We start from the raw sequence: 19,834 nt of genomic DNA, 5'->3' as shown, positions 1-19,834 counted from the left end.
ATCTGTTTAATTTATCAATTTTATTGTTGAATTAAAAATTTATAATAATAAAACGTTGCTAACGGAGAGATGGCAGAGTGGTTGAATGCACCGGTCTTGAAAACCGGCAAAGGGGCAACTCTTTCCTGAGTTCGAATCTCAGTCTCTCCGCCACTATTCACTTGCATAATTATAGTTTTGAAACATCTCTGTAACTTTGTTTAATTCAATTTGAATCGTTGGATTTTGACCTTGATTAAATTTATAAAGATTCTCATCATCTAAGTCTAACAAATCACACAAAAGAGTTAGCTCTTGTTCATTAAACTGATCAATATATTTTTTAGTAAATGAACCTAACAACTTATCCATTTCTTTAGTGCCTCTATAGTTAGCTCTATAAGTTATTTTATTTTTTAAATCCTTTATATTAATGGTCATAATATTTAATATATTACAACTAATATGAAAAATAAGAATAATTATGATTATTTATTAGCTGATCTAACCAAATTAAATGGTGTGGGTAAAAAAACCATGGAAATTTTGAAGAAAAAAAAAGTAAATAATATTTTTGACTTGATGTGGAGACTGCCTAAATCATATACAGACAGAACGCTCGTTAGTAAAGTTTGCGATCTTCAAATAGGTGTAATCCAAACTATCAGGATTGTTCCATTAAAATATCAATTTCCAAGAGTTAGAAACTTACCCAATAGAGTTAATTGTATTGATGAAACTGGAAAGATTGATTGTATATTCTTTAATAGTCATGAAGGATACGTAAGAAAAATTTTACCACTAAATGAAGAAGTGACAATTAGCGGTAAGATAGGCAATTATAAAGGACGATATCAAATAACGAATCCAACATATATTTCACAAGACAGTTCATTAATTGAAAATATTGATAATAAATACTCATTAACAGAAGGTATTACTGAAAAAACCTATAATAAAATTATTAATCAAATTTTAAAAAACTTACCTATTTTACCAGAGTGGCACGATAAAGATATTCTAAAAATTTTTAACAATCAAAGTTGGAATGAATCTATAATAAAATTACATGATCCAAAAAATATTGAAAATTATAAATCCGACTTTTATAAAAGACTTGCTTATGATGAAATATTAGCATCTTTTTTAGTTAATTCAGAAATTCGAAAAAAAATTAAGAAAATTAAAAAAATTTCTAAAAACTTCAGTGAAAAAGCTCATAAGAATATAGTTAATAAATTAAACTTTACACTTACCAATGATCAAAAAATTTCATTAGGTGATATTAATAAGGATCTAAATTCTAAAAGTAAAATGTTTAGACTTTTGCAAGGTGACGTTGGGAGTGGTAAAACTATTGTTGCATTGATTTCTTCGTTGAATGTCATTAATTCAGGGTTCCAAGTTGCATTAATGGCTCCTACTGAAATATTGGCCAGACAGCATTATACTTTAGCAAAAAAACTATTTCCTAAAGATATCAAAATTGAATTACTTTCTAGTAAGAGTGAAAATAGTGAAAAAAAGAGAATTATAAAAAAACTGGAAAACAATGAAATTCAAATGGTATTTGGCACACATGCAATTTTTCAAAAAAAAATTATTTTTGCAAACCTTGGTTATATTATAATTGATGAACAGCACAAATTTGGTGTTAGACAAAGAAAACTTTTATCAGATAAAGGGGGTGATAATTGTGATGTTCTTTTAATGTCAGCGACACCAATTCCGAGAACTCTAACTATGTCAGTTTATGGTGATATGGATGTTTCTATTATTAAAGAAAAACCAAGTAATAGAAAAGAAGTTAAAACTTATAGCAAATTAGAAAGTAAAATAGACGATGTTATCAACTTTGTAAAAAAAGAAATAAATGAAGGAAACCAAATCTTCTGGGTGTGTCCTTTGATAGAGGAATCAAAAAAATTAGATCACCAATCATCTGTTACGAAATATAAATTTCTTAATGAAATTTTTCCAAATAAAGTTGCACTACTACATGGAAAAATTGAAAATGAAGAGAAGGAAGAAATATTAAATAAATTTCTTAATAAAAAATATTCAATTTTAGTTTCGACAACAATTATAGAAGTTGGTATTGACTTTCCTAATGCTAATGTAATCATAATAGAAAATGCTAACAAATTTGGATTATCTCAGCTACATCAGTTAAGAGGAAGAGTTGGACGTGGAACAAAACAGGCAAGCTGTATATTGATGTTTAAGTCGAATTTAAGTGTGAATGCTAAAAAAAGAATTAATATTTTAAAAAACTCTAATGATGGTTTTGAAATTTCAGAAGAAGATATGAAGTTAAGAGGTTTTGGTGATTTACTTGGTTTTAAACAAAGTGGAATTAAAAATTTTAGGTTAGCAGACCCCATTCAAAATGAAGATTTATTTTTAATGGCAGAGAAACAAATCAAAAGGATAGAATTAGAAAATACTGATATCAAGAAATATAAAGCTTTACTCAAGTTATATGATCAAGCAGATATAATTAATGATATGGTTTAGCTTTTAGGCTTAGAGGTTCCAGCTGAGACTATAAATTTTGATGCTTCTTCAAATGTCATATCTAAATAGATCAAATCGTCTTTTGGTATCATTAATAAAAAACCACTTGTTGGGTTAGGAGTTGTTGGAACAAAAACATTAACTAAGTTAATATTTGTTTTGGCTTTAATTTCACCTGAATTTTCTTTCGTAGCAAAACCTACTGCCCAAGATCCTTTTCTTGGATACTCAACTAGTACAACACTTTTTTTATTGCCTTCTTGCTCCCGAAAGGAATCTGTCATTTGTCCAATGGCAGAGTAGATTGTTCTTAATATTGGCATTCTTTTAAACAAATCATCAATTATTTGTAAAAATTTTTTACCTATAAAAGTTAAAGAAAGACCACCAACAACTGTAATAAAAATAATTGTTAAAATTATTTCAATACCTGGTATCGCATAAGGAAGATAAGTATTAGGATTTAGACCTGATGGTACTAATTTAGTAGAAAAATTAATTAAAAATTTGCTTAAATAAAGGGTAAAACCAATTGGAATTAAAACAATTACACCTGTAAAAAAATAGTTTCTTAATCTTAAAGCAAATGATTTTTTCTTCTTAATAGACATAAAAATTTAATGATAGCTAGAATAAATTACAAAAGATACAGCTATAACAAAAAGCACAACCAAGATTTTATTGTTTAAATTCATAAAAGTATATATTTATATGATTATCAAAATTTTAATAAAATGAATAGAAGAAAATTTTTAAATTATATTGGATGTGGATGTTCGGGCTTAATGCTCGGTGCTTGTTCTACGGCCCCAATAACAGACAGAAGACAATTGAAAATTATACCTGAATCAAAATTAAATGCTCAGGCAGCTCAAATTTTTGAAAAAGTTAAAGAAAAAGAAAAAATGAGTGATGACGCTAAAACACTCAATGAAATTAAAGATATTGGAAAAAGAATGGAAGACGCTATTTCTGAGTATTTTTATAGAGCAGGTCAAAATGATCCAACTGTTAATTTTGATTGGGAGTATATTTTAATAGATAATAAAAAAGTAAAAAATGCTTGGTGCATGCCAGGTGGTAAAATAGCTGTGTACACAGGAATACTTGATGTTACAAAAAATACAAACGGTCTTGCCTCAATAATGGGTCATGAGATTGCACATGCTGTTGCTAAACATTCGGTTGAAAGAGCCAGTAGAAGTGCACTTTTACAAACTGGAACTTCTTTGATCGATATTTTTTCAGGTGGAAAGTTAGGGCAAATCAATCAAGCTACAGGCATGAACACCGTAGGTTTATTATCACAAATAGGAATAATGAATCCTTTCTCAAGGACTCAAGAAAGTGAAGCTGATTACCTGGGAATGATTTTTGCATCTTTATCTGGCTTTGATATAAGGGAAACTAAAAAGTTATGGGAAAGGATGAAGGCAGAAAATAAAGGCAAAGAACCACCTCAATTTATGAGCACCCACCCATCATCCTCAAAAAGAATAAAAGATTTATCAGAATGGGAAAATAGTGTCATTTTAGACTATCCACCGATTACAATTAGCTAATATTTAAAAGATTATTTTAGTGGTGAGCCCTGATGGACTCGAACCATCGACCCATTCCTTAAAAGGGAATTGCTCTACCAACTGAGCTAAGGGCCCACATATAAATTATTAAAGTTGAGATAAATGTTTTTTTTTATTTAATTTTAAAAAAAAACTTTTGGTGAAGTCTTCTTTAAAATTTTTAAATTTCTTTACACTTAAAAATTTAAACAATAAAAAAATATTTAACTTAAATAATTTTTATTACCAAAAAACAATTATTTATTCCATAACATCGGAAATTGCAAATATTTAAATTACAACTTATCAATGTATTCATCATGAAATTTATCAAATGTACCTTTTTTAATATTTTCTCTAATAGAAGACATTAATTCTTGATAAAAGTTGATGTTATGTAGGGTTAAAAGTGTCGAACCTAAGATTTCATTTGTATTGAAGAGGTGATTTAAATAGTTTTTTGAATACTTGTTAAGATTTAAATTTGAACAATTTGGATCAAGTGGTTCATTATCATTTTTATATTTGTTATTTTTGATATTTATACGGCCATTCCATGTAAAAGCTAAACCAGTTCTCCCAGATCTCGTAGGCATTACACAATCAAACATATCAACACCTCTCTTAACAGCTCCAAGAATATCGGCTGGCGTCCCCACACCCATTAAATATCTTGGTTTATCATCGGGCATAATATTTTTTAAATCATCTAAAACACTAAACATTTCATTTTGACTTTCTCCTACAGCAAGTCCTCCAATGGCATATCCATCAAAACCAATTTTAATTAACTCATTAAGAGATTTAGTTCTTAAATCTTCGAATAAACCACCCTGGACTATTCCAAATAAAGCTTTGTGTGGATTTAAACCAAAAGCTATTTTAGACCTTTCGGCCCAGTATATTGATAGCTCCATAGATTTATTTATTACATCGTAGTCCGTAGTTTTTTTAGGACACTCATCCATAATCATAACAATATCCGAGTCTAAACCTTTTTGAATTCTTATGCTTTCTTCTGGACTTAATATAAATTTTTTACCGTCTACATGAGAGTTGAATATTGCACCCTTTTCTCTGTCTACTTTGTTTAATTTAGAAAGAGACATAACTTGAAACCCACCAGAATCAGTAAGTATGGGAAGTTTGCAATTCATAAATTTATGTAGACCGCCAGCAGAAATAATTCTATCAACACCTGGTCTGATCATTAAATGATAGGTATTTGATAAAATTATTTCAGACCCAGTTTTAACAACATCATCAATTAAACATGCTTTAACTGTAGCTTGTGTTCCAACAGGCATAAAAGCAGGTGTTTGAATATTGCCTCTATGAGTTTCGATTACTCCAACTCTAGCAAATTTATCGCTCTCTATGACATTAAATTTGAAATTCTTTAACGTCATGAAATTTGTGAACTAAAATTATTTAAAGCTAATGATTTTATCTGGGTTAGAAACAGAACCGTTATTGTTTTGATCTCCTCTTTTGATTTTATCAACAAGATCCATGCCTTCAATAACTTTACCAAATACCGTATATTGTCTATCTAGAAAAGACGCCTCTTTAAAACATATAAAAAATTGGCTGTTTGCACTATTTGGATCTTGTGATCTAGCCATAGATAGCGTTCCTCTTTCATGAGGTAAATCATTAAATTCCTCTTTAAGATCAGGTAAATCAGAGCCACCCATTCCAGCTCTTCTTAAATCAAATTGATCATTAGAAGAGTTACCAAACTGAACATCACCAGTTTGCGCCATAAAGCCATCAATCACTCTGTGAAATACGACACCATCGTATTTACCATCTTTTGCTAATTGCTTAATTCTTTTGACATGATTAGGTGCCACATCTTCAAAAAGTTCTATTTTAACGTCTCCATCTTTAAGCTTTAAAATCATAATATTCTCCTCTGCGATTGTGTTGTTGGTTAGTATAAAAAATAAAATTAAAAATTTTGTTATAAGTTTATTCATATTTTTCTTTTAAAGATTTTATTGTGCTTTTTGTAGTAAATTTTTTGATATCGCCTTTTAGTCTCACTATTTCTTTAACAAATCTTGATGAAATGATTTGATTTTCAACATCAGACATTAAAAAAATTGTTTCTATATTATTGTTCAATTTTCTATTCATTCCAGCTAGTTGAAATTCATATTCGAAATCAGATACTGCTCTTAAACCTCTTAAAATAATATTAGATTTATATTTTTTACATAAATCAGTTGTTAATGATGTAAATGAAATAACTTCAATCTTCTTTTTATCAAACTTTAAATCAACAAATAAGGCTTTTTTAATTAATTGTACTCTTTCAAATGAATTGAAAAGATAATTTTTATTAGCACCATCAGAAGCAGCAATAATAACTTTATCAAATAATTTTAAAGCTTTATTTATAACATCAATATGACCAAAGGTAATTGGGTCAAATGTTCCGGGATATACGGCAACTTTTTTCATTACTCCAAGTTATCATCAATTTTTATTGCTGAAACAACTTTTTCATCACCAGATAATTTGATAATTCTTACACCTTGAGTATTTCTTCCTGCTGTTCTGATTTCTTTAACAGCAACTCTAATCACTCTACCTTTATTTGTTGAAATCATCACATCATCTCCCTCTATAACAGGAAATGACGAACATATACTGCCATTTCTAGGTGAGTTAACAATTCCAATTATGCCTTTACCACCTCTATTGGTAACTCTATATTCATTGTTTATAGTTTTTTTGCCGTATCCATTTTCTGTAATTGATAAAACAAATCTTCCATCAGATTTATTATCGTTTTTGATTTTTTCTTTATTTGTTATTGAAAGAGAAACAATCTCATCATTAGGAGATAGCTCTATACCCTTTATACCTTTGGAGGATCTACCCTTAAATATTCTTAGTTTCTTTGATTCAAATCTAATGCATTTACCATTTTTTGTACTTAGCATTACATCTTGATCATCTTTACAAATTTCAACTCCTACGATTTTATCATTGGGATCTAATTTTATTGCAATTTTTCCAGCTGAATTAATGGAAGAAAAGTCTTCTAGACTGTTTTTTCTAACCTTGCCCTTTGCAGTTGCAAAAACAATTTGAAGGTTTTTCGTATCACTTTCTTCATCAGGGAATGGCATAATTGAACTGATTGATTGATGATTTTTTAAAGGTAAGATATTAAATAGGGATTTACCTTTTGATGTAGTTGATCCCTCAGGTATCTTCCAAGCTTTAATTTTGTAGACAAGTCCTTCTGTCGAAAAGAAAAGAACAGAAGTGTGTGTGTTAACTGATAAAGTTTGTACTACAGAATCTTCATCTCTCGTTGTAATCCCAGATTTACCCTTGCCACCTCTTTTTTGTTGTTTAACACTGCTTAATGCTCCTCTTTTAATATATCCTTGAAGTGTAACTGTAATAATAACAGACTCTTTTTGAATAGTTTCTTCAATATCATAGTTTAAAATAGCATCTATAATTTTAGTTCTTCGTGGTACAGCAAATTTTTCTTTAATAGTTTTAAGCTCTTCACTTATTACGTTTAAAAGTTCTTTTTTGGAATTAATTATTTTCTTATATCCCTTAATTAAATCAGCTAATTTTTTAATTTCGACTTCTATTTCATTAATACCAAGAGCTGTAAGTTTTTGAAGTCTAAGTTCTAAAATAGCAATTACTTGAGGGTCAGATAATGAGTATAAATTTTTTCCCTTCTTATCTTCGACAAGTGAAATTAACTTTAAAGATTTATTAATTTTCCACTTAGTGTTTAATAATGACTTTTTAGCATCATCAGGAGTTTTTGAAGACCGTATAATTTTTATAATCTTATCTAAATTTTCAACAGATACAGATAACCCAATCAAAATATGAGCTCTGTCCTCTGCTTTTTTTAAGTCAAATTTAGTTTTCTTAATAACAACATCTTCACGAAATGTTAAAAAATTTGTTAAAAACTCTTTTAAATTACATATTTTAGGTTTGCCATCAACGATCGCTAAAGTATTAAAACCAAAAGAACTTTCTATCGAAGTATTTTTATAAAGTAATCGCTTAATAGTTTCTGGCTCAACACCATTTCTTAAATCAATTGCTACTCTAATCCCTTCTCTATTAGACTCATCCCTAATATCTTTTATTCCTTCAATTTTTTTTTCTCTAACCAGTTGGGCAATTCTTTCATTTAAAACTGATTTATTTACTTGATAAGGTACAGATGTAATAACTAGTCTTTCTCTACCATTTTTTTGTGCTTCAACACTTATTTCACCTCTAATTTTAAATGATCCACGACCCACATTATATCCTGCTTTAATAATTTCTTTACCGATGATGACACCACCTGTAGGAAAATCAGGACCCGGAATGTGTTTCATTAATTCTTTAATCTTAATATCTTTATTCTCAATTAAGGCTAATGTTCCATCAATAATTTCACCTAAATTATGTGGAGGTATGCTTGTTGCCATTCCAACTGCTATACCACCAGCTCCATTAACCAATAAATTGGGATATTGAGCGGGTAAAACTGATGGTTCTTTTTCTGTTTCATCGTAGTTACTCTTGTATTCGATGGTATCCTTTTCAATATCGTCTATTAAGTATTGCGAAACTTTAGCCAATCTAGTCTCAGTATATCTCATAGCCGCAGCTGGATCTCCATCAATAGATCCAAAGTTACCTTGGCCCTGAACAAGAGGTAAACTCATAGAAAAATCCTGAACCATTCTAACTAGAGCATCATAAACAGATTGATCTCCATGTGGGTGATATTTACCAATAACATCTCCAACTATTCTTGCAGATTTTCTAAATTGTTTTGACCAATCGTAACCACCTTTATACATGGCAAATAATATTCTTCTATGAACAGGTTTAAGTCCGTCCCTAACATCAGGAAGAGCCCTACTCACAATTACACTCATCGCATATGACAAATACGATGAACTCATCTCATCATGCATGGAGATAAGTTTAATATTTTTATCTTTAGGTATTTCTGTGTCTTTCATAGAAATTAAAATGGAATTTCGTCATCCATATCATTTGAAGTTTGTAGACTATCTTCAAAATTATTAGCAGGTGCTTGTGTGTTATCATTTTGGATTCCACCACCAGTATTTCCTCCACCTAACATTGTTAGTGAAGAGTTATATCCTTGAATTACAATTTCTGTAGAATATTTGTCTTGTCCAGATTGTTCATCTTTCCATTTTCTAGTAGCTATTTGTCCTTCAACATAAATTTGAGCTCCTTTTTTTAAATATTGCTGAACAACATTTACTAACCCATCATTGAATACAACTATTCGGTGCCACTCAGTCTTTTCTTTTTTTTCACCTGTTGTCTTGTCTTTCCATGATTGACTAGTTGCTAAACTCAATCTTGCAACGCTTTTGCCGTTTACCATTTGTTTAATTTCAGGGTCTGCGCCTAAACGCCCAATTAATAATACTTTATTTAAACTTCCAGCCATAATATTTTATAAGTGTTTATTTATTTATTTAGTTTTATATCACAATATAAACTCAATATTAATTTTATTAATTTAAAGCAACTAAAATTATGATCAAAAAGATAGTTATCAAGGGTGCAAAGGAGCATAATTTAAAGAATGTTTCTGTAGAAATACCCAAAGATCAATTTGTTGTTATTACTGGACTTTCCGGTTCTGGAAAATCTTCATTAGCATTTGACACTATCTATGCAGAAGGACAAAGAAGATATGTTGAAAGTTTATCTGCTTATGCTCGTCAATTTTTAGATAAAATGAAAAAACCTAACGTTGACCTTATTGAAGGATTGAGTCCAGCAATAGCTATTGAACAAAAAAATACATCAAAGAACCCAAGATCAACTGTTGCTACAGTTACAGAAATTTATGATTACATGCGAGTGCTCTATGCAAGAGCTGGTGTGCCCTATTCTCCATTTACTGGAAAGCCAATAACTTCACAAACAATTACACAGATTGTTGATTTAATAAAAAAACTTCCCAAAAAATCTACAATTTATATATATGCGCCAGTGGTCCGTGGCCGTAAAGGTGAATATAGAAAAGATATTTTAAGCTATAAAAGAAGAGGCTTTAGAAAAATTAAAATTGATGAGGTTCTTTATGACATAGATAAAGCACCTGAATTAGATAAAAAACTTAAGCATGATATATCTGTTTTAATTGACAGAATTGTTTTGAACTCAAATCTAGGAAATCGTTTAGCAGAAAGTATTGAAACAGCTGTAAATTTATCAAATGGTCTTGTATTTGTTGAGTACGAAGACGAAACTTTACCTCAAAAATTTAGAAAAATTGAAAAATTAATTTACTCGACAAAATTTGCATGTCCAGAAAGTGGTTTTACAATCGAAGAAATTGAACCAAGACTTTTTTCTTTTAATAGTCCATATGGGGCCTGTGCTGAATGTGAAGGTATTGGTATTAAATTAAATGTAGATCCAAATTTAGTAGTTCCTGATGAAAAAAAAAGTATAGCTGATGGTGCTATAGAACCATGGGCTAAATCGACCACACTATATTATGCTCAAACATTAGCCTCTATTGCTAAACACTATGGATTTTCTTTAGATGAAAAATGGAAAAAATTACCCAAAAAATTTAAAGATGTAGTTTTATTTGGATCAGACGAAGAAGAAATAAAATTTGTCTATGATGATGGATATGAAAAATACTCTCATAAAAAAACTTTTGAAGGTGTTATAAACAATCTTGAAAGAAGATTTCTAGAATCTGACAGTGAGTGGAAGAGAGAAGCTATAGCGGAATATCAATCAGATTCTGCATGTGAAGGTTGTAATGGTAATAGACTAAAAGAGGAAGCTTTATGTGTTAAAATTGATAATCAAAATATAAGCGATGTTACAAAAAAATCTATTTTAGATGCTGCTAACTGGTTTAAGGGGTTGGAACAAAATCTTGATAAAAGACAATTTAAAATAGCAGAACATATTCTAAAAGAAATTAATGAGAGGTTAACGTTTCTTTTAAATGTTGGACTTGAGTATTTAACTTTATCAAGAGAGTCCGGGACTCTTTCTGGTGGAGAAGCACAAAGAATTAGGCTTGCTTCGCAAATTGGTTCAGGATTGACAGGAGTATTATATGTTCTTGACGAACCTTCTATAGGTTTGCACCAAAAAGATAATGTTAAACTAATTAATGCATTGAAAAGACTAAGAGATCTTGGAAACACAGTAATCGTTGTTGAGCATGACACTGAAACTATGGAAAATGCTGACCACATAATAGATTTAGGACCAGAAGCTGGTACTAACGGTGGTGAGATCATTGCACAAGGAACTTATAACGAGATACTTAAAAATAAAAATAGTATCACTGGTCAATACCTATCTCATAAAAAATATATAGAAATTCCGAGAACTAGAAGACTTGCTAAGAATGGTAGATTTGTAGAAATTAATGGAGCTAGTGGAAATAATTTGAATAACGTTAATCTTAAAATTCCAACAGGAAGCTTTACTTGCGTTACTGGAGTTTCTGGCAGTGGTAAATCTACATTGATATTGCAAACATTATATCATGCATTAAATTTAACCTTAAATAACAAAGCTAGAAAAGTTCCAAAAGCATTTAAAGGTTATAAGGGTGTTGAGCTTATAGATAAGATAATTGATATAGATCAATCACCAATTGGGAGAACACCAAGATCAAATCCAGCAACCTATACCGGAGCCTTTGGGCCTATCAGAGATTGGTTTACTGCACTACCTGAGTCAAAAACAAGAGGGTATAAACCTGGAAGATTTTCATTTAATGTTAAAGGTGGAAGATGTGAAGCTTGTGAAGGCGATGGCGTAATTACATACGAGATGCATTTCTTACCTGATGTTTATATACAATGTGATGAATGTAAGGGAACTAGGTATAATAGAGAAACTCTTGAAATAAAGTTTAAGGATAAAAGTATAGCCGATGTATTAAATATGTCTGTTGATGAAGGATGTGAATACTTTGAAAATATTTCAAATATAAAAACCAAACTATTAACATTAAAAAAAGTTGGGCTTGGTTATATAAAGATTGGACAACAGGCTACAACATTATCTGGTGGAGAAGCTCAGCGTATTAAGTTAGCCAAGGAACTATCGAAAAGATCTACAGGAAGAACTATGTATATTTTAGATGAACCAACTACTGGACTTCACCAGCATGATATTAAAAAATTATTAGAAATACTACATACGTTTGTAGCACTAGGAAATACCGTTGTTGTTATTGAGCATAATTTAGATGTAATTAAAACAGCTGATTATATTGTTGATATGGGTCCTGAGGGTGGTGTCAAAGGAGGAAATATTATCGCAGAAGGCAAACCTGAGGATATTATAAAAATAAAAGGTAGTTATACTGGGGAATTCTTAAAACCTATGCTGGAAGAAAAATTTAAAAAGAAGTTAAAGATTTAAAAAATTAGTGTATAAGTGATTCTAATTATGGGTAATTTACTATCATCGCTTCCAAAGACAATACATGCATCATTAGCTTTAGCTATTATCCTTTTTCTAAGATTATTTTATGGTAATGGTGGTTTTGATTTTGATACAATTTTTTGGAGTTGGTTAACAAGATTTATTCATGTAACTGTTGCTATTATGTGGATTGGACTTCTTTGGTATTTTAACTTTGTTCAAATTCCCAACATGCCTAAAATTCCTGACGAACAAAAACCTGCTATAGGTAAAGTTATTGCGCCAGCAGCTTTGTTTTATTTTAGATGGGCAGCTTTACTAACAGTATTGTCTGGATTAATTTTAGCTTATTTAAATGGTTATTTACACGATGCTATGACTTTAGGTGGTGGTGGAAAAAGTACAGCTATTGGTATTGGAATGTGGCTTGGCTTATACATGGCTTTTAATGTTTGGTTTATAATTTGGCCAAATCAAAAAAGAGCACTAGGTATTGTTGAGTGCGAACCTGATGTTAAAACAAAATCAGCAAGGACAGCAATGTTGTTTTCAAGAACAAATACTCTTTTATCGTTACCAATGTTACTTTCAATGGTAGCAGCTCAAAATCTTTATTAAATCTATTCTGTATCTTCTTTTAGGATTGTTTTTTGGGAAACTCTAAGTTTCACAAGTATAGGATTAGCTATATAAATTGAAGAATAAGTTCCAAATACAACACCCATTATCATAGCTAGTGAAAAACCTTTTAATATTTCTCCACCAAATAAATAAATTGAAACTAAAGCAAGCAATGTCGTGACTGATGTGATTATAGTTCTAGAAAGTGTTTCATTGATTGAGATATTTGTAAGTTCATAAATCTTGATATCAGAAAACTTTCTTAAATTTTCTCTAACTCTGTCATAAATGACAACGGTATCATTCATAGAATAACCAACTATAGTTAAAACTGCTGCAACTATTGATAGATTTATTTCCAAACTAAATAGTGAAAAAAGACCAAGTGTTATAATGACATCATGAAATAAGGCTAAAATTGCACCTAAGCTAAATTGCCATTCAAATCTTATCCATATGTAAAATAACATTGCAGCTAGAGATAGTGCGATTGCAATAATACCAGACTTTAATAATTCAGAACTAACTTTTGGACCTACGTTTTCAACTCTTCTGAAATTAAAAGAACTCCCCAATGAAGATGTTAAATCTTTTTTTATAACTTCTATAGCATTTGCACTTGTATCTTTTTTTTCTATTTTGATTAAAAAATCATTTTCATTGCCAAATTTTTTAATATTAAAATCTCCTAATTTCATTTTGTTAAAAGATTGCCTTAAAGAAGTAACGTTAATATTTTTATCGTTAGACCTTAGTTCTATTAAAGTTCCACCTTTAAAATCTACACCAAAATTAAGTCCTTTAAAAAATAATAATAGAACAGATGCAACAACTAAACTTAAAGAGATTAGATTAAATAGTTTATAAAATTTATTAAAATTAATCATTATATTAGTTCAGTCTTTTCTTTATTTCTTACGACATAAAGGCCAGTAAGCATTCTTGCAATAAAATAAACTGAAAACAGTGTTGTAAAAATTCCTATAGCTAAAGTCACAGAGAAACCTTTAACAGGTCCAGAGCCCATAAAGAATAAGATTACAGCTGCAATTAATGTGGTTATATTTGCGTCTATAATTGCAGTTTTTGATTTCACATAACCTGTATCAAAAGCTATAATATTATTTTTTTCTTTCTTGCATTCTTCTTTAATTCTTTCAAAAATTAACACGTTAGCATCAACTGCCATACCAACCGTTAAAATGATACCTGCTATTCCAGGAAGTGTTAATGTTGCTTCAAATAAAGTTAAAATACCGACTAAAAAAAGTAAGTTAATTAATAGTGTTATGTTAGCAATTAGACCAAAAATTCTATATTTAACAAACATAAAAATTATCACCAATAAGAAACCAATCATAAGGGCGATAACTCCTGCATTAATTGAATCTTGACCAAGGTCAGGTCCAACTGTTCTTTCTTCAATAATGTTAAGCGGCGCTGGTAACGCTCCTGATCTTAGAAGTAATGCCAAGTCTGTTGCAGACTGAAATGTAAAATTTCCACTGATCTGACCATTTCCACTTGCTATAGTATCCCTTATTACTGGAGCACTAACAATTTTACCATCTAGAACAATTGCTAATTGTTTGCCAATTCCTGTACTGGTTGCTTTACCAAATCTTTTTGCCCCCACTCTATCAAGTGTAAATGATACTACTGTTTCGTTGGTTTGATTATTCATTTGTGGTTGAGCATCCAATAAATTCTCACCATTTAAGATTATTCTTTTGCTAACCATTGCTTCGTTAGTTCCATCTTCAAATTGAAGCATTTCAGTACCAAAAGTGTCATTATTATTTTGAGTGACAAATCTAAATGTTAAATTTGCAGTTTTTCCTAAAAGTGACTTGATACGCATGGGATCATCAAGACCAGGAAGCTCAACTAGAATTCTATTATTACCTCTTTTCAGTATATTGGGTTCATTTGTACCAACTTCATCAACTCTTCTTCTAACTATTTCTATAGCTTGATCTTGTGAAGATGTTTTAATTTCAATAAGTCCATATTTTGATAGAGTTAGTATAAATTCATTATCTTGAATATTTACATCAAACTGATGTGATTTATATTGAAAATAATAAGGGTTAATATCACTTTCTTTATCAAGAAAAAAAGATTGAACCGACTCAATATTATCATTGGGTATACTGAATATTATTTTTTTATCTTTAATTCTTAGATCATTAAAAGATATTTTCTTATCTTTTAAAAAATTTCTAATAACAGTTGTTGTATTTTGTAATTTTTGAATCTCAACGGGTTCATTATCAATTTCAAGCAAAAGATATGATCCGCCTTGTAAATCTAAACCTAGATTTATCTTTTTTGAAATAAAACTGTCTTCAGGGTTCTGAAAATTTGATGCAGCAATAAAAATAAAAAAAATTGATACTAAAGAAACTAAGGTAATTCTTAATTTAGAAAAGTATAACACTTTAGTAAAATGTTATTTTTTTACTTCAGGGGAGTTAAGTAATCCTTGAATACCTGTAGATTTCATAATTTCTACTTTAACGTTGTCAGCAATTTGCACTTCAACTTTTTCATTATCAATAATTCTTTCAACTGTCCCAATAATACCAGCAGAAGTTACAACCTTGTCTCCTCTTGATAAGTTTTCTACCATGGCTTTATGCTCTTTAACTTTCTTTTGTTGAGGTCTTATTAAAAAAAAGTAAAAAATAACAAAAATTAAAATTAGTGGTATAAATTGGCCTATTCCTTGATCCATAATTCTCCTTAATTAAAATGAATTCTTACAACATCTATCTAATTAAAACAACTTTAAATCTTAACGATTTTTTCAATATTATTCATGTAAGGCTTTAAAGCTTCTGGCACTAGAATAGACCCGTCTTCTTGTTGATAATTTTCTAATATAGCAACTAATGTTCTACCAACTGCTAAACCACTGCCGTTTAAGGTGCCAACAAGCACAGTTTCTTTTTTTTCGTTTTTATATCTGGCTTTCATTCTTCTAGCTTGAAATGATCCACATGAAGAGCAACTTGAGATTTCTCTGTATTTATCTTCCGATGGAAGCCACACCTCAATATCAAAAGTTTTTTCAGCACTAAAACCCATATCACCAGTACATAAAACAATTTTTCGGTATGGAAGTTTTAGTAAATCTAAAATTTTAGTTGCACAATCAGTCATTCTATCAAGTTCTGGTAAGCACTTATCAATTTCAACAATACTCACCATTTCAACTTTGTAAAATTGGTGCTGTCTAATCATTCCCTTAGTATCTTTACCATAACTTCCTGCTTCTTTTCTAAAACAGGGTGTTGAGGCAACCATTCGCATTGGAAGTTTTTTTTTATCAATAATTTGGTCTTTTACAATATTGGTTAAAATAACTTCAGCAGTTGGAATTAAAAATTTTCTGTCACTAGAGTCGTCTAATTTAAGTTCAAACTGGTCATTATCAAATTTAGGTAATTGTCCCGTACCATACATAGTAGCATCAGTTGCAATTAGTGGCGGAGATATTTCTTCATAACCATTAGTATTCACATGTGTATCAAGCATAAAATTTGATAAAGCTCTTTCTAGCATGGCCAATTTATCTTTTACAAAAACAAATCTTGAACCAGTAGTTTTCGTTGCTAGATCAAAATCAAGCATGTTTAAGTCTTCGCCTAATTCATAATGTGATTTAGGTTTAAATTTAAAATTTGGTATTGTTCCTGATTTAGAAATTTCTACATTTGAGTTTTCATCTTTACCTGTAGGAACGTCTGGATGAGGTATATTTGGTATTGATGACAAAATTGTTTCCAATTCATTTTTAACACTAGCTTGTAATTTACTAATATTATCTATTTTAACAGTTATCTTTTTTGATTTTTCAAAAAGTGATTGATCTTTAGACTTTGAGATATTTTTTTTTCTTTTTCAAGTAATTCTCTTTGTTGGATGTACTCTCTATTATTCTCATCCAACGATAAAATCTTATCCACATCTATTTCTATAAATCTTTTATTCAAAGCTTTTTTAAAAGCCTCAACATCATTTCTAATTTCTTTAATATTATGCATTTTTTTTATTTTTCTTATCTATAATGTTTACAGAAAATATAGATAATTCATATAAAATCAATAATGGTATTGCTAGTCCAATTTGAGTTATGGGATCAGGTGGTGTTAATAGTGCAGCTGCAGCAAAAATCATTACAACGACATATTTTCTTTTTTTTCTAAGAAATTCAGCATCAACAATACCTACTCTAGCTAATAAGCTAAGGACAACTGGTAACTGAAAACTTATACCGAATGCAAAAATTAATTTCATAACTAGAGAAAGATATTCGCTAACTTTAGCTTCCAATTGAATGGGTAATCCTGTTGAAGCTCCTGTACTCTCAAAAGAGAGAAAAAACTTAATAGCTAGTGGCATTATTAAATAATAAACAAGCATGCCTCCTAGAAAAAATAATATAGGCGTTAAAACTAGATAAGGAACAATTGCAATTTTTTCATGCTTATAGAGACCTGGTGCAATAAATTTCCATATTTGTACCAATATATAGGGACAAGTAACAAAGAATGCTGCAAAAAAAGAAACCTTTAAATATGTTAAAAATGTTTCCTGTAAAGCTGTAAAAATTAACCTTCTATCAGTTCCACTTTCATTTACTGCTTTAGCAAAAGGCTCAACTAAAAAACCATATAAATGTTCTGAAAAAAAATAACATCCAATAAAAAAAATGAATAAAAAAATAAAAGAATGAATTAGTCTTTTTCTAAGTTCAGTTAGATGGCTTACAAAACCGCCTTCATTTTCAGATTTTGTCATTATCTTTTTTTTCTTCTATAGGTTTTTCTATTTCATTAGAATTGATATCAAGGTCAGCTACCTCATTTTGTATATTGCTAATATATCTTTTTGTGGTTCCAATCCACGAACCAACTTTTTTTAACATATAGGGGAAGTCCTTGGGTCCAATAACAATGATTGCAACAGCAACTACTATTAAAATCTCAAACCAGCCAATAGTGGGCATTTAATCTATTCTTTGTCTTTGCTATCTTGATTATTTTCTGAAACATTTTTAGGCTCAGGTTCGTCTGTAATGTCTGTAGCCATACCTTTTTTAAAACTTTTTATACCTTTGGCTACATCGCCCATTAAGCTAGATATCTTGCCTCTACCAAATAAAAGTACAACAAGAATAACTACGATTGCTATTTGCCAAATTCCAATGCTCATAATATTTTATACCTCTTTTAAATTTATTTTTAAAGTAACTTTTTACTTTTCTTCATCTGGACTTAGTGTTCCACCTAACATCTCATCGATATTTTCATAAATATCCTCTTTTTTTTCAACTTGTTTCTCTTTGTAAAATTTACCAGTACCAAATATTGCATTATCAATATTTGAGCTATCAATAAGGCCGGCAGATCCCAATTCGTCAACTGTAGGCAAATCAGACAATTTTTGAAGACTAAAATGACTTAAGAAATCATCAGTTGTTCCATACTGAATTGGTTTACCGGGTACATCTTTACGGCCTTGTGGTTTTACCCAATTTAACTCCATTAAAATCTCAAGTGTGTTTGTTCCAAAAGCAACACCTCTTATTTCTTCTATTTCAGCTCTAGTAACAGGTTGGTGATAAACAATTATTGCTAATGTTTCAACTGCAGCTCTTGACAATTTTTTTTCTACAGTTTTTTCCTGAGACATAAGGTTCGATAAATTTTCAGAAGTTCTAAAAGACCATTTATTAGAAATACAAACTAAATTAATTCCTCTTGATGAATATTCTTTTTGTAATTTCTGTAATGATTTTAAAACATCAATTTTTTTTGAAATTTTAGATTCGATAGTGTCAATATCTAATGGTTCAGCAGCAGCAAAAATTATTGCCTCAACTTCTCTTTCACCATCATTCATTTTTGATGGGAAAGTAACTATATTGTTATTTGTTTCTTTTTTTATTTTTGTCATTTTAATTCTTTAATATAAATATCATCAAATAAGTTTTCTTGCTTTATAGTCAGATTGCCCTCTTTAACCAGCTCTAAGGAACCAGCAAAAATTCCTGCTTTACCAGTTGTTTTATATTTTGAGCCACTTTTAAATGAAGAAGGTATTAGTTCATTAATATTTCTCCAATCAATTAACTTACCAAAGAATTCTTTTATTCTTTTAATGCCATCTTCAGTGGTAAAAACTGGAAGTTTAGGAATATTCATCCTTTGAAAATCTTTGGTCATAATAATTGAGGAATAAGATTTTAAAAGTTCGTAAAGATTTAGTTTATATTCAGTACTATATATAGATCGTATATTTCCTTTAATTCCTCTAGTTCTTATTTCTCTACCAAGTCTTTTTCTTTGTAACATTTGGTCAGAAAGTAATCTAATCAATTCTAATTTTTTTAATTGTAATTTTAATTTTTCAGCAACTTCTAAAACTTTAAATTCTTCTTCTGGATTTCCTGGCAATAAAAGTTTTGATTTAAGATAAGTTAACCATGTAGCCATCAACAAGTATTCTGATGCAGATTCTAGATTTAGATTTTTTTCATTAGTAATATAATTGTGAAATTGATCAGCCAGTAATGTTATAGAAATATCCTCAAGGTTAACTTTTTGAGCTTTTGCCAAATCTAATAACACATCAAGTGGGCCGTTATAATTGTCAAGATCTACATTAAAGTTTTTAGAATCAGTATCAGACAT

Annotated in this window: 19 protein-coding genes, 2 tRNA genes and 1 pseudogene; 5 read left to right on the top strand and 17 right to left on the bottom strand. The window is 29.7% G+C overall.

Annotation, left to right across the window (positions count from 1 at the left end):
- Positions 1-63 precede the first annotated feature (63 nt).
- Positions 64-153 (top strand) — tRNA-Ser (locus AC5SL4_RS03020).
- Here AC5SL4_RS03020 and AC5SL4_RS03015 read toward each other — a convergent pair.
- A complete protein-coding gene (locus tag AC5SL4_RS03015) occupies positions 154-420 on the bottom strand; it encodes a succinate dehydrogenase assembly factor 2 (protein ID WP_271481469.1) in 267 nt (88 codons plus the stop codon).
- 24 nt (positions 421-444) lie between these two features.
- Here AC5SL4_RS03015 and AC5SL4_RS03010 point away from each other — a divergent pair, with 24 nt between their 5' ends.
- A complete protein-coding gene (locus AC5SL4_RS03010; protein WP_494587562.1) occupies positions 445-2,496 on the top strand; it encodes an ATP-dependent DNA helicase RecG in 2,052 nt (683 codons plus the stop codon).
- Here AC5SL4_RS03010 and AC5SL4_RS03005 read toward each other — a convergent pair.
- The gene (locus tag AC5SL4_RS03005) at positions 2,493-3,107 is read right to left on the bottom strand and encodes a DUF502 domain-containing protein (RefSeq protein ID WP_020169412.1); all 615 of its coding nucleotides are present in this window, start codon (positions 3,105-3,107) and stop codon (positions 2,493-2,495) included. The genes AC5SL4_RS03010 and AC5SL4_RS03005 overlap by 4 nt on opposite strands.
- A gap of 123 nt (positions 3,108-3,230) precedes the next feature.
- Between AC5SL4_RS03005 and AC5SL4_RS03000 the strand changes: the two genes are divergently transcribed.
- Positions 3,231-4,058 (top strand): M48 family metallopeptidase, encoded by an 828-nt coding sequence (locus AC5SL4_RS03000; RefSeq protein ID WP_494587561.1) that lies wholly within the window; start codon positions 3,231-3,233, stop codon positions 4,056-4,058.
- Positions 4,059-4,078: 20 nt separating this feature from the next.
- On the opposite strand, the gene AC5SL4_RS02995 is transcribed toward AC5SL4_RS03000, so the two are convergent.
- From AC5SL4_RS02995 to ssb, 6 genes are all read right to left on the bottom strand, one after another.
- Positions 4,079-4,154, bottom strand: a tRNA-Lys gene (locus tag AC5SL4_RS02995).
- A gap of 200 nt (positions 4,155-4,354) precedes the next feature.
- The gene (gene tgt, locus AC5SL4_RS02990) at positions 4,355-5,467 is read right to left on the bottom strand and encodes a tRNA guanosine(34) transglycosylase Tgt (protein ID WP_494587560.1); all 1,113 of its coding nucleotides are present in this window, start codon (positions 5,465-5,467) and stop codon (positions 4,355-4,357) included.
- Positions 5,468-5,485: 18 nt separating this feature from the next.
- The gene (locus AC5SL4_RS02985; RefSeq protein ID WP_271626971.1) at positions 5,486-6,040 is read right to left on the bottom strand and encodes a peptidylprolyl isomerase; all 555 of its coding nucleotides are present in this window, start codon (positions 6,038-6,040) and stop codon (positions 5,486-5,488) included.
- Positions 6,033-6,527: a pantetheine-phosphate adenylyltransferase gene (gene coaD / locus AC5SL4_RS02980; RefSeq protein ID WP_494587559.1), complete on the bottom strand. Its 495-nt coding sequence runs from the start codon at positions 6,525-6,527 to the stop codon at positions 6,033-6,035. The genes AC5SL4_RS02985 and coaD overlap by 8 nt, the downstream gene beginning before the upstream one ends.
- Positions 6,527-9,076, bottom strand: coding sequence for a DNA gyrase subunit A (gyrA, locus tag AC5SL4_RS02975; RefSeq protein WP_494587558.1), 2,550 nt, complete (start codon positions 9,074-9,076; stop codon positions 6,527-6,529). Before gyrA ends, coaD begins: the two co-directional genes overlap by 1 nt.
- Before the next feature lie 5 nt (positions 9,077-9,081).
- Positions 9,082-9,540, bottom strand: a complete 459-nt coding sequence (gene ssb / locus AC5SL4_RS02970; RefSeq protein ID WP_494575703.1) for a single-stranded DNA-binding protein — start codon at positions 9,538-9,540, stop codon at positions 9,082-9,084.
- Positions 9,541-9,629: 89 nt separating this feature from the next.
- On the opposite strand from ssb, the gene uvrA reads away from it, so the two are divergent.
- Positions 9,630-12,509: an excinuclease ABC subunit UvrA gene (gene uvrA / locus AC5SL4_RS02965; protein ID WP_494587557.1), complete on the top strand. Its 2,880-nt coding sequence runs from the start codon at positions 9,630-9,632 to the stop codon at positions 12,507-12,509.
- Positions 12,510-12,536: 27 nt separating this feature from the next.
- Entirely contained in the window at positions 12,537-13,130 is a 594-nt protein-coding gene (locus AC5SL4_RS02960; protein WP_494587556.1) for a urate hydroxylase PuuD, read from the top strand.
- A 2-nt stretch (positions 13,131-13,132) separates the two neighbouring features.
- On the opposite strand, the gene secF is transcribed toward AC5SL4_RS02960, so the two are convergent.
- The 9 genes and pseudogenes from secF to AC5SL4_RS02915 form a co-directional block, all read right to left on the bottom strand.
- Complete coding sequence (gene secF / locus AC5SL4_RS02955) at positions 13,133-14,020, bottom strand: protein translocase subunit SecF (RefSeq protein WP_484014221.1); 888 nt, start codon at positions 14,018-14,020, stop codon at positions 13,133-13,135.
- On the bottom strand, positions 14,020-15,573 hold the full coding sequence (secD, locus tag AC5SL4_RS02950) for a protein translocase subunit SecD (protein WP_494587555.1): 1,554 nt from the start codon (positions 15,571-15,573) through the stop codon (positions 14,020-14,022). The genes secF and secD overlap by 1 nt, the downstream gene beginning before the upstream one ends.
- A 12-nt stretch (positions 15,574-15,585) precedes the next feature.
- On the bottom strand, positions 15,586-15,873 hold the full coding sequence (gene yajC / locus AC5SL4_RS02945; RefSeq protein WP_494575821.1) for a preprotein translocase subunit YajC: 288 nt from the start codon (positions 15,871-15,873) through the stop codon (positions 15,586-15,588).
- A gap of 50 nt (positions 15,874-15,923) precedes the next feature.
- Positions 15,924-17,182, bottom strand: a pseudogene (gene serS, locus AC5SL4_RS02940) (serine--tRNA ligase).
- Positions 17,175-17,939, bottom strand: coding sequence for a twin-arginine translocase subunit TatC (gene tatC / locus AC5SL4_RS02935; RefSeq protein WP_006996941.1), 765 nt, complete (start codon positions 17,937-17,939; stop codon positions 17,175-17,177). The pseudogene serS and the gene tatC overlap by 8 nt, the downstream one beginning before the upstream one ends.
- Entirely contained in the window at positions 17,926-18,147 is a 222-nt protein-coding gene (gene tatB / locus AC5SL4_RS02930) for a Sec-independent protein translocase protein TatB (RefSeq protein ID WP_020169402.1), read from the bottom strand. The genes tatC and tatB overlap by 14 nt, the downstream gene beginning before the upstream one ends.
- Before the next feature lie 5 nt (positions 18,148-18,152).
- Entirely contained in the window at positions 18,153-18,353 is a 201-nt protein-coding gene (gene tatA / locus AC5SL4_RS02925) for a twin-arginine translocase TatA/TatE family subunit (RefSeq protein WP_006996943.1), read from the bottom strand.
- Between the two features lie 42 nt (positions 18,354-18,395).
- Positions 18,396-19,097, bottom strand: a complete 702-nt coding sequence (gene scpB / locus AC5SL4_RS02920) for an SMC-Scp complex subunit ScpB (RefSeq protein ID WP_006996944.1) — start codon at positions 19,095-19,097, stop codon at positions 18,396-18,398.
- Complete coding sequence (locus AC5SL4_RS02915) at positions 19,094-19,834, bottom strand: segregation and condensation protein A (RefSeq protein ID WP_271564864.1); 741 nt, start codon at positions 19,832-19,834, stop codon at positions 19,094-19,096. The genes scpB and AC5SL4_RS02915 overlap by 4 nt, the downstream gene beginning before the upstream one ends.

This window comes from Candidatus Pelagibacter sp. PS_02, assembly GCF_059418065.1.
This window is presented reverse-complemented; position numbering and strand designations above follow the sequence as displayed.

Coding starts and splice junctions, on each gene's coding strand:
- AC5SL4_RS03015 (WP_271481469.1), bottom strand. CDS start 420: ATGACCATTAATATAAAGGATTTAAAAAATAAAATAACTTATAGAGCT.
- AC5SL4_RS03010 (WP_494587562.1), top strand. CDS start 445: ATGAAAAATAAGAATAATTATGATTATTTATTAGCTGATCTAACCAAA.
- AC5SL4_RS03005 (WP_020169412.1), bottom strand. CDS start 3,107: ATGTCTATTAAGAAGAAAAAATCATTTGCTTTAAGATTAAGAAACTAT.
- AC5SL4_RS03000 (WP_494587561.1), top strand. CDS start 3,231: ATGAATAGAAGAAAATTTTTAAATTATATTGGATGTGGATGTTCGGGC.
- tgt (WP_494587560.1), bottom strand. CDS start 5,467: ATGACGTTAAAGAATTTCAAATTTAATGTCATAGAGAGCGATAAATTT.
- AC5SL4_RS02985 (WP_271626971.1), bottom strand. CDS start 6,040: ATGAATAAACTTATAACAAAATTTTTAATTTTATTTTTTATACTAACC.
- coaD (WP_494587559.1), bottom strand. CDS start 6,527: ATGAAAAAAGTTGCCGTATATCCCGGAACATTTGACCCAATTACCTTT.
- gyrA (WP_494587558.1), bottom strand. CDS start 9,076: ATGAAAGACACAGAAATACCTAAAGATAAAAATATTAAACTTATCTCC.
- ssb (WP_494575703.1), bottom strand. CDS start 9,540: ATGGCTGGAAGTTTAAATAAAGTATTATTAATTGGGCGTTTAGGCGCA.
- uvrA (WP_494587557.1), top strand. CDS start 9,630: ATGATCAAAAAGATAGTTATCAAGGGTGCAAAGGAGCATAATTTAAAG.
- AC5SL4_RS02960 (WP_494587556.1), top strand. CDS start 12,537: ATGGGTAATTTACTATCATCGCTTCCAAAGACAATACATGCATCATTA.
- secF (WP_484014221.1), bottom strand. CDS start 14,020: ATGATTAATTTTAATAAATTTTATAAACTATTTAATCTAATCTCTTTA.
- tatC (WP_006996941.1), bottom strand. CDS start 17,939: ATGACAAAATCTGAAAATGAAGGCGGTTTTGTAAGCCATCTAACTGAA.
- tatB (WP_020169402.1), bottom strand. CDS start 18,147: ATGCCCACTATTGGCTGGTTTGAGATTTTAATAGTAGTTGCTGTTGCA.
- tatA (WP_006996943.1), bottom strand. CDS start 18,353: ATGAGCATTGGAATTTGGCAAATAGCAATCGTAGTTATTCTTGTTGTA.
- scpB (WP_006996944.1), bottom strand. CDS start 19,097: ATGACAAAAATAAAAAAAGAAACAAATAACAATATAGTTACTTTCCCA.
- AC5SL4_RS02915 (WP_271564864.1), bottom strand. CDS start 19,834: ATGTCTGATACTGATTCTAAAAACTTTAATGTAGATCTTGACAATTAT.